The following is a 13,175-nucleotide window of genomic DNA, read 5'->3' on the forward strand; positions in this document are numbered from 1 at the left end:
CTTCTAAGCTGATAACACCCGTATCATTTCCTGCTGCAAAATGAGGCTCGCTGCGCCGACCGCCGCCTGATGCGCGGCTTCGCTCACCGTAATCGTCGGCGTCCATTCGGTGTACTGTTGCAGGTACGCCGCGGTGCTGCTTTGCACAAGCTCCGGGAACAGCGCCACCGTCTTGCCGCTGATAATGATCCGATCAATGTCCAGGATGCTGATCATATTGGCGATGACAAGAGCGAGATGTCGGGAGACATAATCAGCGCAAGCTTCACGCTCCTGTTCCTTCGTCAAGTCATAGGTGCGAAGCAGCGTCTCAAGCCCCAGCTTGCTCTCGAGCCAGCCGACCGAGGACTTCTTCTTCCGATACTCCGGGTCGAAGCACATATATTCAAGCTCGCCCGCGCTTGCGTTGAACCCGCGGTGCAGCTCTTTGCCAAGGATGATACCCGCACCGACACCATCGCCGGCCGAGATGAGAATGAGGTCGGTCGGCGCTTCTTCCGTGCTTTCCAGCCCGCGAAACTCCGCGATAATCGAGGCATTGACGTCATTCTCCAACAGAATCGGCAGCTGTACACGCTCCTTCAATCTCGCTAGAAGAGGCTCATACTCATAATCCTCTTCGAGATTGTCATGCGTCATAATCCGAATCGTGCGCCTGCGGATATTGATAGCGCCATCGACGCCGATTCCTATGCCGAGAATGACACTGCCCATTGCCTCTGCTTTGCCCCGCATCCGTGACACGATATCAACGAACACGCTCTCAAACTGCTCGCTATAGAACGGTATCGGCGTGTCGATTGCCTGTATATCAATGATCTGTCCGTATAAATTAACGAGCAGCGCCGTCGTCCTCTTACCGATCGTTTGAATACCGATGGTGACGTAGCTGTTGGCGTTGAAGCGATACACGGTACGTTTCCTGCCAAGTCCGCCGGACCCTTCACGGCTCTCGCCTGTTGCTGTTAGCAGGCCGATCTGTTCGAAGAAGCTGACGATCTTGCTGACCGTAACGAAGCTCATCGAGGTTTTCTCCGTAATTTCAACCTTGGCTAGCTCCGGGTGCTGGAGTAGGATATCGAAGATGATTTTGCGGTTCTCATCCTTGATGTTATTGGGTAGAAATGACTTCATCTACGAACCTCCTTTCTTTATTTAAGTTTATTATTTAATAAAGTTTAATAATTATTTAAAATGAATCGGGCACTTTATGGCCCGTTCATTCTAATCATATCCAAAGGCAGCTCATGCTGTCAATGTTATTGTTACTGTGATTGTTACAAGGTGAAACGGCTGTCTCCGTGCTTTGACGGCGCGACGCGTTTCATCCCTCATATAGCGCCCGATCCAGCTGCTGCATATACGGCGCTGCATCTCCTACCGTATACAACCGAAGCCGATGCATCGCACGCGTACAGACGGTATAGAAGAGCTTGCGCTCGCTCTCCCTGCTGTAAGTCTGAGCGGAAGCGTCATAGACCAGCACCGCGTCGAACTCGACGCCCTTCGCGAGATACGCCGGGATGATCGCTACGCCTTTCTCGAAGGTGAGCGTCTCCTTGGTAATGAGCCGCAAGCCTTCGCACCCGGCGCCGTCTAGCGCATCATTCGCAACGCGAGCCTCTGCTGCCGTCTTCGTGATGACGGCGATAGAGTCAAAGCCCTCTGCTCGCAGCTCCGCCAGGTCGCCGGCGATACGCGCCGCCCGCTCCTCGCGGCTAGCGAGCCGCACGAGCTGCGGCTTGCCGCCATATCGCTCGAACGGCACAATGTCCTTGCCGTCCGGCAGCATCGCCTTCGTGAACTCCACGATCTCCTTTGTGGAGCGGTAGCTGCGGACAAGACGAATCAGCCTCGTCTCGTCTGGCCCATAAATACGTGCAAGCGGCGAACTAGCCTCATGCAGAATCGTCGACTGCACGAAGATTGCCTGGCCGAAGTCGCCCAGCACTGTCATACGCGCGCGCGGGAAGAGCCGCTTCAAGAAGGCATACTGGAACGGCGAATAGTCCTGGCCTTCATCGACGAAGACATGCCGAACGTCCGTATTCATCCGTACGCCTTCCACCAGCTCCTTGAGATACAGGTACGGCGTCGCATCTTCATAGAACAACTCGGAGGCGCTTAGCTTTTCTCTCGTCTGCGCGCAGATTTCCGCCCATTTCTCCGGCAGCTCGGCCTCGCCTGTCATCTCCAGATACTGAGCTTCCCTACTGAACAACTGCGCATACAATTGAATAAAATCAATGAACTTATACCGAGCTACATCACGACGCAGCGGCGCGAAGCTCTCCTTCACAATCATCCGGCGGAGAAGGTCCTCTTCCTGATCGGCGAAGTCAAACACATTCCCTTCACCCTGCTCGGTCCCCTGGAAATCTCCATACTGATCGATATACGACTGCGTAAAATCAAACACGGCCTCATCGCGCTCGTACTTCTTCAGCACCGCTTTATGAGCTTCTTCATATTGCTCGATATCGAGGTAATCGAGCTCATCCTTCACCCATTCCGCCGCGCGCTCCTTGCGCTCAATGGTTGCCAGCTGCTGAAGCAGCCACTCCCGCAGCAGCAAAGCGCGATTCGCCAGCCGGATGGAGCTGTCGTAGCTGTAGAACTGCGCGGCCATCTGATCCGCAGTGATCACTTCGCGATCTCTGAACCGGATGCCGCTGAACTGCATGCCCTCCTTGCAGATCCATGCCGCATACTGCTGCAAAGCGCCAAGGAACTTCTCCGACGCTTTATACTGAATGCCCTGTAGTCTCGCTTCATAAGCTGAATCGCTGTCTCCAGCCGCGGTCAACACATATTCAATCTGATCAAACGGATCCTCCAGCTTCATCTGATTACCAAGCCAGTACGCCAGATACTCCTGGAACGTCGTTTGCTGCATATTCTCCTCACCTAGCTCAGGGAGAACCGTCGACACGTAGCTGTTAAACATCGGATTCGGCGAGAACAAGACGATCTGGTCCGCCCGCAGTCGGTCGCGGTGTTTATAGAGCAAGTAAGCCGCCCTCTGCAAAGCTGCAGACGTCTTCCCGCTTCCAGCTGCCCCCTGCACAATAAGCATCTGGTTCTTATCGTCGCGGATAATCGCATTCTGCTCCTTCTGGATCGTCGCGACGATGCTCTTCATCTGCGCATCCGCGCCTTTGCCGAGCGCCTGCTGCAGCAGCTCATCACCGATTGTAACGCTCGTGTCGAAGACGCTGCGCAGCTCGCCGGCCTTAATTTGATACTGCCGCTTCAGCAGCATCGTTCCATCGATCTGTCCGCCAGGCGTCGCATAAGCAGCCGGGCCCGGGGAATGATCGTAATACATGCTCGCGATAGGCGTGCGCCAGTCGTAGACAAGGAACCCTAGCCCATCCTCATCGACAAGTGAGGATACGCCAATATAGATTTGCTCGCTGAGGCCGAGCCCCTTCTCTTCGTAGTCAATACGCCCGAAGTAAGGTGACGGCAGCATGCGCTGCATATTGTTCCATCGCCGCAGCCGCTGCTTGTGGCTCCGTTCCCGCTCATTCAGCAGCGCTTCTTGCTGCCTGATGCTATACAAGGTCTCTTCGAAATCATCAAAGGTGCTGGTGTTGACCGTTACGTCTTCCCAGAACTTTTTGGCAAAGTCCGTCACCTGATTGCGCAGCCCCGACACCTCTGGCGCAAGCTCCGCGATCTTCGTCTGCAGCGTCTCAGTTACCTGCTTTAACCTTGCCTGCTCCTGCTTCCAATCGTTCTCGCTTATCATTCTCGGACACGCTCCTTCGTAAGTGATGACAGCCCTCCGCAATACCTGTTGACAGCGGGCGGACTATCATGGTATTATTAGAGTATAGATAAGATGTTCTTACTCTGTCTTAATAAACAAACTGCATGACAGGTTTTCCTAGCATACCATACGAGAGCTTGATTTGTAAATCCTTTATAAACATAACAAAACCGGCAGATTCTGCCGGTTTTTCTTATTGTTATCACATGCATTGGTTTATGCTTATGCCGTATACACGGGCTCCATGCTACTGTTCTGCTGCCTGCTGAGGATTCTGATTATGCTTCAATTCTGCCAGTGATGTTTCGATCTCTGCCGTCAGCGTTGGATCGAGATACTGCGGCGCGGAGCGCTTCGCCGGCGCTGTGAAGTGCTGCATTGCCTCTAGCTCCGCTTCAATTCTCAGCACTCTCTCCTCCGCGCGAGCGAAGCCTCTGACGATGCCGTCCGTCTGAAACGATACGACGCTCTGGTTCAGCTCCTTCAGGGAGCTTGCTACATTTACCCGGGACTCAAGCAGCAGCCGGCGATGATTGTATTCTTCCGATTGCACCTGAAGCTGGGCGATGCGCTCCTCCAGCACCGTCGTTTGCTCCTGAATCGTCCTGTACTGATCGCGATAGACGGCCAGCTTCTTCTCCTGCAGCAGCTTCTCCTGCAGCGCAAGCTTCGCGATCTGATCCTCACCCTGCGCAACCGCAAGCCTCGCTTGGCGGTCACGTTTCTCTACCGCTGCTTCGGCATCTGCGATCAGCACCGCCTGCCGCTTCTCAATAAAGAGCTGATGCGCTAGCGCACGCTGACCTTTCTCCAGCTCAACATTAAATTCTCGCATATATTGATTCACCATATTGAGCGGCTTCTCGCATTTATCGATTAGCCCGTTCGTCTCGGCTAGAAACACATCTTTGACACGTTTGAAGATACCCATATTACTTCGACTCCTTTGATTGATTTTGCTGAATTTCCCATTGATCTAGGAAGTCCGATGCGCTAGGAATGCCAGCAAGCACATTTGCCCCCTCCACGCTTCCAGGCCGCTTGCCGCGGCGCAGCAGCAGGATGAGCAATCCGGCGATCAGAATCAGTACGCCTATCGTAGCGATTCCCTTGCCGAAACCATGCTCACGATGTGGCAATCCCATGCGCATGCCGCCCTCGCCGAGCTGCACCCTCACAGGACCGTCTTCACCACGGAGCGCTGGCTCAGGAGGCGCTGGCAACGCTGCGTCTACTCCGTCTTTTATTGAAATCTTCATGTCGCCTGCAGGTCTGCCATGAAACTCCTGACTTACTCTCACAACTTTCGTTACATCACGCCCGTGCCCAGCCACCAGACTTAATCCCGCTCCGACAGCTACGATGATGACGGATACTAGCAGCGCTTTTTTCACCCAAGGTCTAATGCGTCTCACGCTTTAATCATCCTTTCATAACAGTGTTCTTGTCTCTACATTACCCACTATATCGAGCAATGGTAAAAGTACGGTAAAGGCAATAAAAAATCCCTTCCTCTTAATCTTCCAAGAGAAAGGGATTCTCGCCAACAGTGCTTCACAGAAATGCTATACAGGAAACTCAATCGAAAATGTACTTCCTTTGCCAGGCGCGCTTTCAAGCACAACCGAGGCAAGGTGGGCGATGGCGATCTGCTTCGCAATTGCGAGCCCAAGCCCCGCGCTGCCTTCCTCACGTGAACGGTGCTTCTCCACCCGGTAGAACCGGTCGAAGATGCGCGGCTGATCCGCTTCGGCAATGCCGATGCCGCTGTCCCGGACAATGATTCGCCACTGCCTCGGATTAGGGTCAAGCCCAACGTCCACCTTGCCCGCCTCGGGCGTGTACTTGATTGCATTATCGAGCAGAATATAAACCAGCTGCTTCAGCCGCTCCGGATCGCCCTTCACGGTCAGCGTCTCCGGCAGCATCGTCCGCAGCGTAATTGCCTTCTTCTGAGCAACACCTTCAAAGGCAAGCACCCACTGACGGAGCTTCGGCACAATGTCGAACATGCCCATCTCGAACTCGTCAGATCCTACATCGGACCGGGCAAGCATCAGCAGATGCTGCACCATGCGGCTCATTCGGCCGATCTCTTCCTTCATATCCGACACAACTTCCTTCGAATATGGCGTTATAGTATCCTCGTTCTCCAGCTCGATAACATCGAGAGACGTGTTCATAATGCTAAGCGGCGTCCTCAGCTCATGAGAAGCATCCGCCAGAAATTGCTGCTGCTGCCTGAACGTTTGCTGTATTGGAATCATCGCTTTTTTGGACATGGAGGAGCTGAGCTTTACGGCTGCAATAATGAAAATAATAAGAATACATAGGAAGACAATGAGCAGGGTGCGGAGAATATCCCAGTAGTAGGTGACATCCTTGGCGACATAGATCGTGGCCGGTCCATTCGTCGTCATAATCGGATGCGCGCCTACGAAGAGCAGCCGATCCGGTGAAATAAGCGTAACCGCGCCGTCCCGCTTATGGATCTCAGGCATCCAGCGCAACCGATATTCATCTTCATCCGGCTGCCAGTGCTTATACTTCTCCAGGTTGAAGCCGCTCAGCTGCGGAAAAGCATCACTTTGCGCAAGCACCTGCCCTTGATTGTCCAGCACATAGAAGAAGTATAGCTCATCGCCACGGCTATTCTCCAAATCCGGCACCACTACGCGGCCGTCATCAGTCGCATTCATGGTCGTTCGGAGCGAATTGCTCTGCTCCCGGTAGGCCATGAAGAGGAAGAAGACCGCAACGATGATCGAGAATAACGCCAGAAACAGAATGATGAGCCATGTATAGGTGATCGTCAGCTTCCTCTGCGTGTATTGGAATAAGTCGCGCTTCTTCCCTCGTTTAAGCGTCCATTTCAAACCGATAGCCTACCCCCCTGATGCTATGTATGACCGGTTCCCCCTCGGAATCGTCCAGCTTGTCCCGGAGCATCTTCACGGTAACATCGACATTCTTGTAGGAGACATCGCTGCCAAGCCCCCAGATCCGATTGAGAATCGCCTCTCTCGTCAGCACATTGCCGGTATTCTGTAGGAAGAAATCAAGCAGCTGATACTCCCTTGGGCTAAGCTGAATCTCGACTCCGTCTCGCGATAATTGATGGGAGGAGCGATTGAGCTTGTACCTCCGCCCAAACGTCACAATATCCGACTGCCTCGGGGCAAAATTACGCCGTGCCAGCACCCGAAGACGAGCGAGCAGCTCATCCATCTCGAAAGGCTTCGTCAGATAGTCGTCGGCTCCTGCATCAAGGCCGAAGATTTTGTCCTGCAGCGAATCCTTGGCCGTCAAGAGGACGATGGCTTGTCCATAATTGTCGCCCCGCAGCCGCTTGCAGACGTCAACCCCATCCATGAGCGGCATCATCCAATCCAGAATGAGCACATCATAAGACGATCCCCTTGCATAATCGAGCGCATCCTCGCCGTTCTCCACCCAATCGACGTGATAGCCGCCCTTCTTCTCCAGCATGTATTTCACAAGCTTGCCGAGCTTCTTATCATCTTCCGCCAGCAAAATGTTCATCTTCACGTTCACCGCCGCGTTCATTCGAAATAATAGGTTAGTATACCAAACAAACGGTAAAAGTACGGTAAAAAAATAACCCTACTCGCTGGATTGGCGAATAGGGGTTGTTAAGCTTATGGGGAATTTACGATTCCAAGGCCGCTTGCTTCGCGCGGCGGCGATTCGTAGTCAGCGCTGCCTGCAACGCGATTAATACGACGAACAGCGCCATACAACCTGCGGAGTATCGGTACATAATCCCGTAATTCGAAGCGGCGGATATTGCGCCGAGAAGGATCGCGCCTATCGCGACGCCGAAATCCGTCGAGTTGTAGAACATGCTGTTCACTGTTCCGTACTGCTCCGGCGTGGAGGAGCGCAGCATCCACGCTTGAATCGTCGGCTGAATGGCACCGAAGCCGAGACCGTATAGCAGCGCCGATACGATCAGCATCGGCATCGCATGGGTGCTGGACAGCAGCAGCATGCTTGCGGTAACGCATAAGCCGGCTGGTATGAGCACCGCCATGTGGCCTTTGCGATCGAAGATACGGCCGGAGAATGGCCGAATCAGGATGATCGTAATCGCATTGAACAGGAAGAACAGGCCGACCTGTTCAATATGCACATAATCGCCGAACAAGGCGAGAAAACTAAGCAAACCGCTGTAAGTGATAGACAGCAGCGTGTTCAGCAGTACCGGGAACAACAGCTTGCGGTTGAAACCGGATCGCGCCGGGACAGCTGTGTTTCGCGCCGTTGGCGCTGCTGTTGCTGTTGCTTGTGGCGCTGCGTCGCTGTGCTTCGAACGTGACAGCCACAACACCGGGAAGATCAGCACCGATGCGATAAGTCCGAGCATCGTGAGCTCCGAGAAGCCCGCGTGCTTCATGACGTTCAGCCCGATCGACGGGCCGATGGACATCGCGAGGCTCGTCGATAAGCCGAAATAGCCGATCCCCTCGCCCATCCGGCGAACCGGGATGATGCGGGAGACGAGCGTCGGCAATATCGTGCTCGCCATGCCGAAGCCTATGCCGTAAGCAATCCGCAGCACGAGCAGCGAGCCGTACGAGCCGGCCGTCGTGTACAGCCCTGTTGCTGCCGCTGCGATGAGCAGCCCGATAAGGAGCAGCGCCGTGCGGGATACGCGGCGCATGAGAGCAGCCGTCGCGAATCGCGCTGCGATGGCGGCGAGCGCGAATACCGAGGTAACGAGGCTGACCTGCACGTTGCCTGCGTCGAACTCTCCCTTCACATAAGCCGGGAAGGAAGAGAGCAGCATTTGCAAACCGAGGAATAGAAGAAAGAAACAGGCCGTGAGCGCGATAAAAGGTCTTGTCCACAGAGCTGCCGGCTGTTCTCGCTCTTGTTGTTGCTCTGTTGTCATAAGTCACCTCTCCTTGTGGTTGTTATTCATGACTGCTGCCGAACTTTGCTGTTATATGATTCTGAACACGCATCAGCAGCTCAAGCAGCGTGCCATATTCTTGATCCGATAAGCAGCTCTTCACGTCTGCCGTTACGGTCTCTTCAATCGGCGTCGTCTCGCGAATAAGCGCTTTGCCCGCTTCCGTGCTGTATACGAGGAACGCTCTGCGGTCCTGCTCGCCCGGCTTCTTATAGATCAGACCCTTCTTCTCCAGGTGGTCGAGAATTCGGGTTGTGGAAGGCTTATCCTTGCTCGTCCGCTCTGCAATTTCTTTCTGGATGAGCCCTTGCGCCCGATCAATCTGATTCAGCGCCGACCATTGCTCGGTCGTAATGCCATAAGGCGCGAGCCGCTGCTGAAACTGCGCCGCAACCTTGCGATAGGTTGTGCCAAGAACAAAGCCAACCGGCAATTGATTAGTTATGTTCTGGTTCTGGTTATCTGTTGTCATCGATAGGAAACCTCTTATCTTTGAATAGTTGTTTAAACAACTATATGACAGACAACTCATTCTGTCAACGATCTGAATATAGCAAAAACCCTGCTCACCACTATGGGAGAGCAGGGTTAACGTGTGGCGTTTTACGCCGATTCCGTATGCGCGACTTCTACCGTTCTCACTTTCACCTTGCGGAAGATGGATGCCAGCTTAACGACCAGACTGCCAGCCGCGATGCACCACAGCAGCGTCATATTGGATGGAGATGAGTCAGGAACATTGACGTAATACATCGAGTTTCTAAGCTCTGCCGCCACGAATCGGAACGGCGTCCAGACATAGAGCCAGTCATGCGTCGTCTTCGGCAGAAACTCCGGCGCCATGTTGACGACAGGCAGCGAGAAGAACATGAGCAGAACGAGGATAGGCATTGCCGGCATGCCAAGCCAGCTAAACAGCGCAGACTGAAGCAGGAAGAACGTTGCTCCTGCGAGCATGAGCGTGAGCCACGTTCCGGATACGTCCACGAGCGACATGCCGTACCATGCTTTGGACATCCATACGAGGAAGCCCGACGCTAATACGACAAATACAAGGCCCGTAACCGCTTGGGTAAGCACCACACCGATGCGACGCCTACCGGATGCCTGCGCTTTCTGCGCAGCGAACATCAGCATGAGGCTGACTACAAGACTACCCAGCCACATAATTTGCGTCAGCATGCCGGGCGCGTTGCCGCTCGCATTGTTAGCGCCGATCGGATGAACCGTCTGCTCCTCGATCTGGAAGGGAACCAGCAGCGCTTTAGCCGATCCCAAGGAGATTACATTGGCATCCGAACGCTGGCTCATCATACCGAGAACCTGCTGCGACAATTCGCTGCTGATTCCTCGTGCAACTTGACCGAGCACCTGCTTCACAGCGGTGGATGCTTGCACGCTCATGCCCTCATTGGCCACAATGCGGACCGTTGCCGGCTTCGGAGAATCCGTCATTAGGGAGACCACTCCAGCGCTCAGATCGGCCGGAAGTACGAATGCGCCGTAATACTTCTGCTCATCAAGTCCTTGCTGTGCCTCCGCCTCAGTGGCAACAACATGCCACGCGATGGGCAGATCAACATTGGCAAGGAGCTTCTCCTGCACCATAGCTCCTACATGAAGCGAGGTTCCATTAGGCAGCGAGACCGCCTTATCCTCTACGACTAGAGCAACGGGCAGATCCTTCGGTTTCGCTCCGAGCACCGACCCCATCATTGCAACTCCAAATACAGCTAATACGATAAAAACGGCGACCAGGCCGATCCATACTGTTTTTTGCTTGAGTAATGCCATATACGTCATTTCCCTTCTTGATGTCATTTTAATGGACATTATGTTGATTATCGTTCACTTCGTTTATTATAATGGGTTCATTGGGGATTACAATCGTCAATGTGCTGCTGAAATGTCAACTAATCAGCAGATGCATAATCAGTTGTTCATTAATGACTGTGAAAATTTGATTCGTATATGGAGGTTGCTAGGCGCGTGACAGACAAAATGGACCGCAGACAAGCGAAGACCAAGCAGGCGCTGCGTAAGGCGCTTATGGAACTCATTGAGGAGAAAGGCATGGAGGGACTGTCTGTTACGAATATTTCCGCGCGGGCGGATGTTAATCGGGGCACCTTCTACCTGCATTATCGGGATGTACAGGACATGGTAAGCCAGATCAAGACCGAAATTCTCGAAGCAGTTGATCAGCTTATGCAACAAGTCGATATCTATGAACTGCGGAAGTGCGCCGTACAGGAAATTCCTTATCCGGGGATGGTAAACATGATTGAGGAATTGGCGCGCAATGGCGATTTTCTGAAGATCATTCTCGGTCCGAAGGGCGATCCCGCATTCCCAATCACCTTGAAAGCGATGATTACCAAGCATATATGGGGTAGGATGATATCCCACCAAGCGATGAAGGAGCTTCTGGTGCCCGCGGAATATTTGCTCGCTTACACCACATCCGCAAATTTCAGCATCTTGACGCACTGGATTGAGTCCGGCATGAAACAAACGCCCACGGAAGTGGCCCACATCTTGATGCGGATCATCTATCATGGGCCCATGCATGCGCTTAATTTGGATTAGTTGGTCTCGCGTACTATGCCAATTGCCTGTGTGTTATACTGAGGGAACCCTATCTACTATTATTCGGAGTGAAACGGCATGAACCATGAACCTTCTCATCCTCAGGATGATCTATCCATCATTGATAGCCTGGCACAGCTATCCCATCTCATCCACGGCATCCTTGGCCAGGTGGGCGCTCAGCATGACCTGTCTATCATCCAAATCCGGCTGCTCGCTATTCTCCGCGACCGGGAGCCAAGCATGCTGCAGCTCGCTCAGCATTTGAACCTCGACAAGTCAAGCATTACCGGCCTCGTTGACCGTGCTGCCAAGCGAGGGCTAGTCGAGCGTATCCCTTCCCCGACCGACAAGCGCGGCTTCCTGGTCCGGGTCACGGACGCTGGGCGGCAGCTCATCGACGAGGGCGGCAGCGAAATCATCAGCCAGCTGAACGCAGCGGTCGCCGCTGCGGGTATCTCCGAGGCCGAGCAGGTTCAGTTCGCTGCACTTGCCACCCGAATCATCCGCGCGAATAGCAGCTTGTAAAGTTTGCACCAAACATGAAGGGCCGCCCACTGCTGGGCGGCCTTTACCTTTTTCCTAGGCCAATACACCGAACCAAGGCCGCGCACATAAACTGCCTATATCAGGCTCAAATACTAACTGGAATGAGGCGAAAGCAGAGAATGTCCGCTTATATCGATTACACGTCACCTTCTGTGCAGTACACATTTGACGTAAATAAGAGCCCTTTGTTCAAGAAGGATGCCAATAATTATATTAACGTGCTCGGCGTTCAGCAGCTGAACTCGCTCGAGAACTCGTCGCTCCTCGACATCTTCCTCAGCTCGGGCAATGTCGTCGAACCGCATTATCATCAGAACGCTGCTGAGCTGGTCTATTGTATTTCCGGTGCTGCAACGGTATCCATTCTGAACCCGTTCACGAAGCAGCTGCTTAACTTCCCCATCACCCCGGGGCAAGTTGCGAATATTCCGCAAGGCTGGTGGCACTATGAAATTGCGACATCGGATCACACGCATCTGCTAGCCATCTTCGACGCTCCTCAGCCGGAAGTCATTCTCGGCTCCGATATTCTGAAATTCACGCCTGCCAACGTCATGTCGCATACCTATTGCATCAATGAGGAGACTTGGAAGAAGGCGGTCGAGCCGGTGAAGCCGTCCACCTATATCGGACCTTACGCCGACTGCAACAGCCCTAAAGTCAACATGGCCGGACAGCATCAAATGCACCATCCATATCCACAGCAACAGCAGCAGGCTGTGCCTTATCAGCAGCCGCACCAGTATCAGCAGTATCCGTACCACCCACAGCACAGAACCTATTGGGGATATTACTAGGTTATTGCGCCGCAAGACTTCAGCAGCAGAGCATCAGAATAACAGAACAAGGGCCATCCTCGTCGGATGGCCCTTGTTCTTGTTACTTATGGAGGATATCGTCCTTCAACGAAGCAACGTGCGTCAAAACATCATCAATATCCGATTCACCTACACCAAAATGCGCAAGCGCATCATGCAGGTGTTTGACGATTGCATTAAAGTGCTCCTCCTGCAAATTCATGCCTGCATGCGCCTTCGCCATGGAATGCCCCGTATATTGATTGGGACCGCCCAAAGCGAAGCTGATGAACTTCGTTTGATGCTTGCGCTGCTTCTCCATGTCCGTGTTCTTGAAGAAATGATTGACCGTATTATCAGCGAGTACGAGCTCATAGAAGTAGTCGACCACTTTGCTAATCGTTTCTTCCCCGCCGAATTTGTCGTAAAGAGATTGGTTCATATGCAGTCCTCCTTCCCATACGCTTCTTCTGCATCGCATGTTAGGTTATCCGGCTACTCAACTTTCCATTCTCTTCCTTGTTAGCTC

General features: G+C 53.3%; 13 protein-coding genes. 3 read left to right on the forward strand and 10 right to left on the reverse strand.

The window, feature by feature from the left end; translation table 11 throughout:
- Window positions 1-3 precede the first annotated feature (3 nt).
- The 9 genes from AC0YNX_RS20230 to AC0YNX_RS20270 all read right to left on the reverse strand — a co-directional run bounded on the left by AC0YNX_RS20230 (window position 4) and on the right by AC0YNX_RS20270 (window position 10,505).
- Window positions 4-1,134, reverse strand: a complete 1,131-nt coding sequence (locus tag AC0YNX_RS20230; protein ID WP_475817505.1) for an ROK family protein — start codon at window positions 1,132-1,134, stop codon at window positions 4-6.
- Between the two features lie 190 nt (window positions 1,135-1,324).
- Window positions 1,325-3,754, reverse strand: coding sequence for an RNA polymerase recycling motor HelD (gene helD / locus AC0YNX_RS20235; RefSeq protein WP_475817506.1), 2,430 nt, complete (start codon window positions 3,752-3,754; stop codon window positions 1,325-1,327).
- A gap of 268 nt (window positions 3,755-4,022) precedes the next feature.
- A complete protein-coding gene (locus tag AC0YNX_RS20240; protein WP_475817507.1) occupies window positions 4,023-4,706 on the reverse strand; it encodes a PspA/IM30 family protein in 684 nt (227 codons plus the stop codon).
- A gap of 1 nt (window position 4,707) precedes the next feature.
- Window positions 4,708-5,190 carry a hypothetical protein gene (locus AC0YNX_RS20245; RefSeq protein ID WP_475817508.1) on the reverse strand — a complete coding sequence of 161 codons (483 nt, stop codon included), beginning with the start codon at window positions 5,188-5,190 and terminating at the stop codon, window positions 4,708-4,710.
- A gap of 150 nt (window positions 5,191-5,340) precedes the next feature.
- A complete protein-coding gene (locus tag AC0YNX_RS20250; protein ID WP_475817509.1) occupies window positions 5,341-6,651 on the reverse strand; it encodes a sensor histidine kinase in 1,311 nt (436 codons plus the stop codon).
- The gene (locus AC0YNX_RS20255) at window positions 6,635-7,318 is read right to left on the reverse strand and encodes a response regulator transcription factor (protein ID WP_475817510.1); all 684 of its coding nucleotides are present in this window, start codon (window positions 7,316-7,318) and stop codon (window positions 6,635-6,637) included. The genes AC0YNX_RS20250 and AC0YNX_RS20255 overlap by 17 nt, the downstream gene beginning before the upstream one ends.
- 127 nt (window positions 7,319-7,445) lie before the next feature.
- Window positions 7,446-8,690: an MFS transporter gene (locus tag AC0YNX_RS20260; protein WP_475817511.1), complete on the reverse strand. Its 1,245-nt coding sequence runs from the start codon at window positions 8,688-8,690 to the stop codon at window positions 7,446-7,448.
- 22 nt (window positions 8,691-8,712) lie between these two features.
- On the reverse strand, window positions 8,713-9,183 hold the full coding sequence (locus AC0YNX_RS20265; RefSeq protein ID WP_475817512.1) for a MarR family winged helix-turn-helix transcriptional regulator: 471 nt from the start codon (window positions 9,181-9,183) through the stop codon (window positions 8,713-8,715).
- Window positions 9,184-9,314: 131 nt separating this feature from the next.
- Complete coding sequence (locus AC0YNX_RS20270) at window positions 9,315-10,505, reverse strand: YhgE/Pip domain-containing protein (protein WP_475817513.1); 1,191 nt, start codon at window positions 10,503-10,505, stop codon at window positions 9,315-9,317.
- A gap of 195 nt (window positions 10,506-10,700) precedes the next feature.
- Here AC0YNX_RS20270 and AC0YNX_RS20275 point away from each other — a divergent pair, with 195 nt between their 5' ends.
- The 3 genes from AC0YNX_RS20275 (at window position 10,701) to AC0YNX_RS20285 (ending at window position 12,646) form a co-directional block, all read left to right on the forward strand.
- Window positions 10,701-11,300 (forward strand): TetR/AcrR family transcriptional regulator, encoded by a 600-nt coding sequence (locus AC0YNX_RS20275; RefSeq protein ID WP_475817514.1) that lies wholly within the window; start codon window positions 10,701-10,703, stop codon window positions 11,298-11,300.
- A 78-nt stretch (window positions 11,301-11,378) separates the two neighbouring features.
- Window positions 11,379-11,828: a MarR family winged helix-turn-helix transcriptional regulator gene (locus AC0YNX_RS20280; protein WP_475817515.1), complete on the forward strand. Its 450-nt coding sequence runs from the start codon at window positions 11,379-11,381 to the stop codon at window positions 11,826-11,828.
- A 140-nt stretch (window positions 11,829-11,968) separates the two neighbouring features.
- Window positions 11,969-12,646: a cupin domain-containing protein gene (locus tag AC0YNX_RS20285; RefSeq protein ID WP_475817516.1), complete on the forward strand. Its 678-nt coding sequence runs from the start codon at window positions 11,969-11,971 to the stop codon at window positions 12,644-12,646.
- Window positions 12,647-12,728: 82 nt separating this feature from the next.
- On the opposite strand, the gene AC0YNX_RS20290 is transcribed toward AC0YNX_RS20285, so the two are convergent.
- A complete protein-coding gene (locus AC0YNX_RS20290; protein WP_475817517.1) occupies window positions 12,729-13,088 on the reverse strand; it encodes a group I truncated hemoglobin in 360 nt (119 codons plus the stop codon).
- Window positions 13,089-13,175 lie beyond the last annotated feature (87 nt).

Source organism: Paenibacillus sp. J31R98, assembly GCF_056269245.1.

Excerpts from the sequence above, each read along its gene's own strand:
- AC0YNX_RS20230 (WP_475817505.1), bottom strand. The coding sequence starts at position 1,134 with ATGAAGTCATTTCTACCCAATAACATCAAGGATGAGAACCGCAAAATC.
- AC0YNX_RS20260 (WP_475817511.1), bottom strand. The coding sequence starts at position 8,690 with ATGACAACAGAGCAACAACAAGAGCGAGAACAGCCGGCAGCTCTGTGG.
- AC0YNX_RS20285 (WP_475817516.1), top strand. The coding sequence starts at position 11,969 with ATGTCCGCTTATATCGATTACACGTCACCTTCTGTGCAGTACACATTT.
- AC0YNX_RS20280 (WP_475817515.1), top strand. The coding sequence starts at position 11,379 with ATGAACCATGAACCTTCTCATCCTCAGGATGATCTATCCATCATTGAT.
- helD (WP_475817506.1), bottom strand. The coding sequence starts at position 3,754 with ATGATAAGCGAGAACGATTGGAAGCAGGAGCAGGCAAGGTTAAAGCAG.
- AC0YNX_RS20255 (WP_475817510.1), bottom strand. The coding sequence starts at position 7,318 with ATGAACATTTTGCTGGCGGAAGATGATAAGAAGCTCGGCAAGCTTGTG.
- AC0YNX_RS20240 (WP_475817507.1), bottom strand. The coding sequence starts at position 4,706 with ATGGGTATCTTCAAACGTGTCAAAGATGTGTTTCTAGCCGAGACGAAC.
- AC0YNX_RS20270 (WP_475817513.1), bottom strand. The coding sequence starts at position 10,505 with ATGGCATTACTCAAGCAAAAAACAGTATGGATCGGCCTGGTCGCCGTT.
- AC0YNX_RS20265 (WP_475817512.1), bottom strand. The coding sequence starts at position 9,183 with ATGACAACAGATAACCAGAACCAGAACATAACTAATCAATTGCCGGTT.
- AC0YNX_RS20290 (WP_475817517.1), bottom strand. The coding sequence starts at position 13,088 with ATGAACCAATCTCTTTACGACAAATTCGGCGGGGAAGAAACGATTAGC.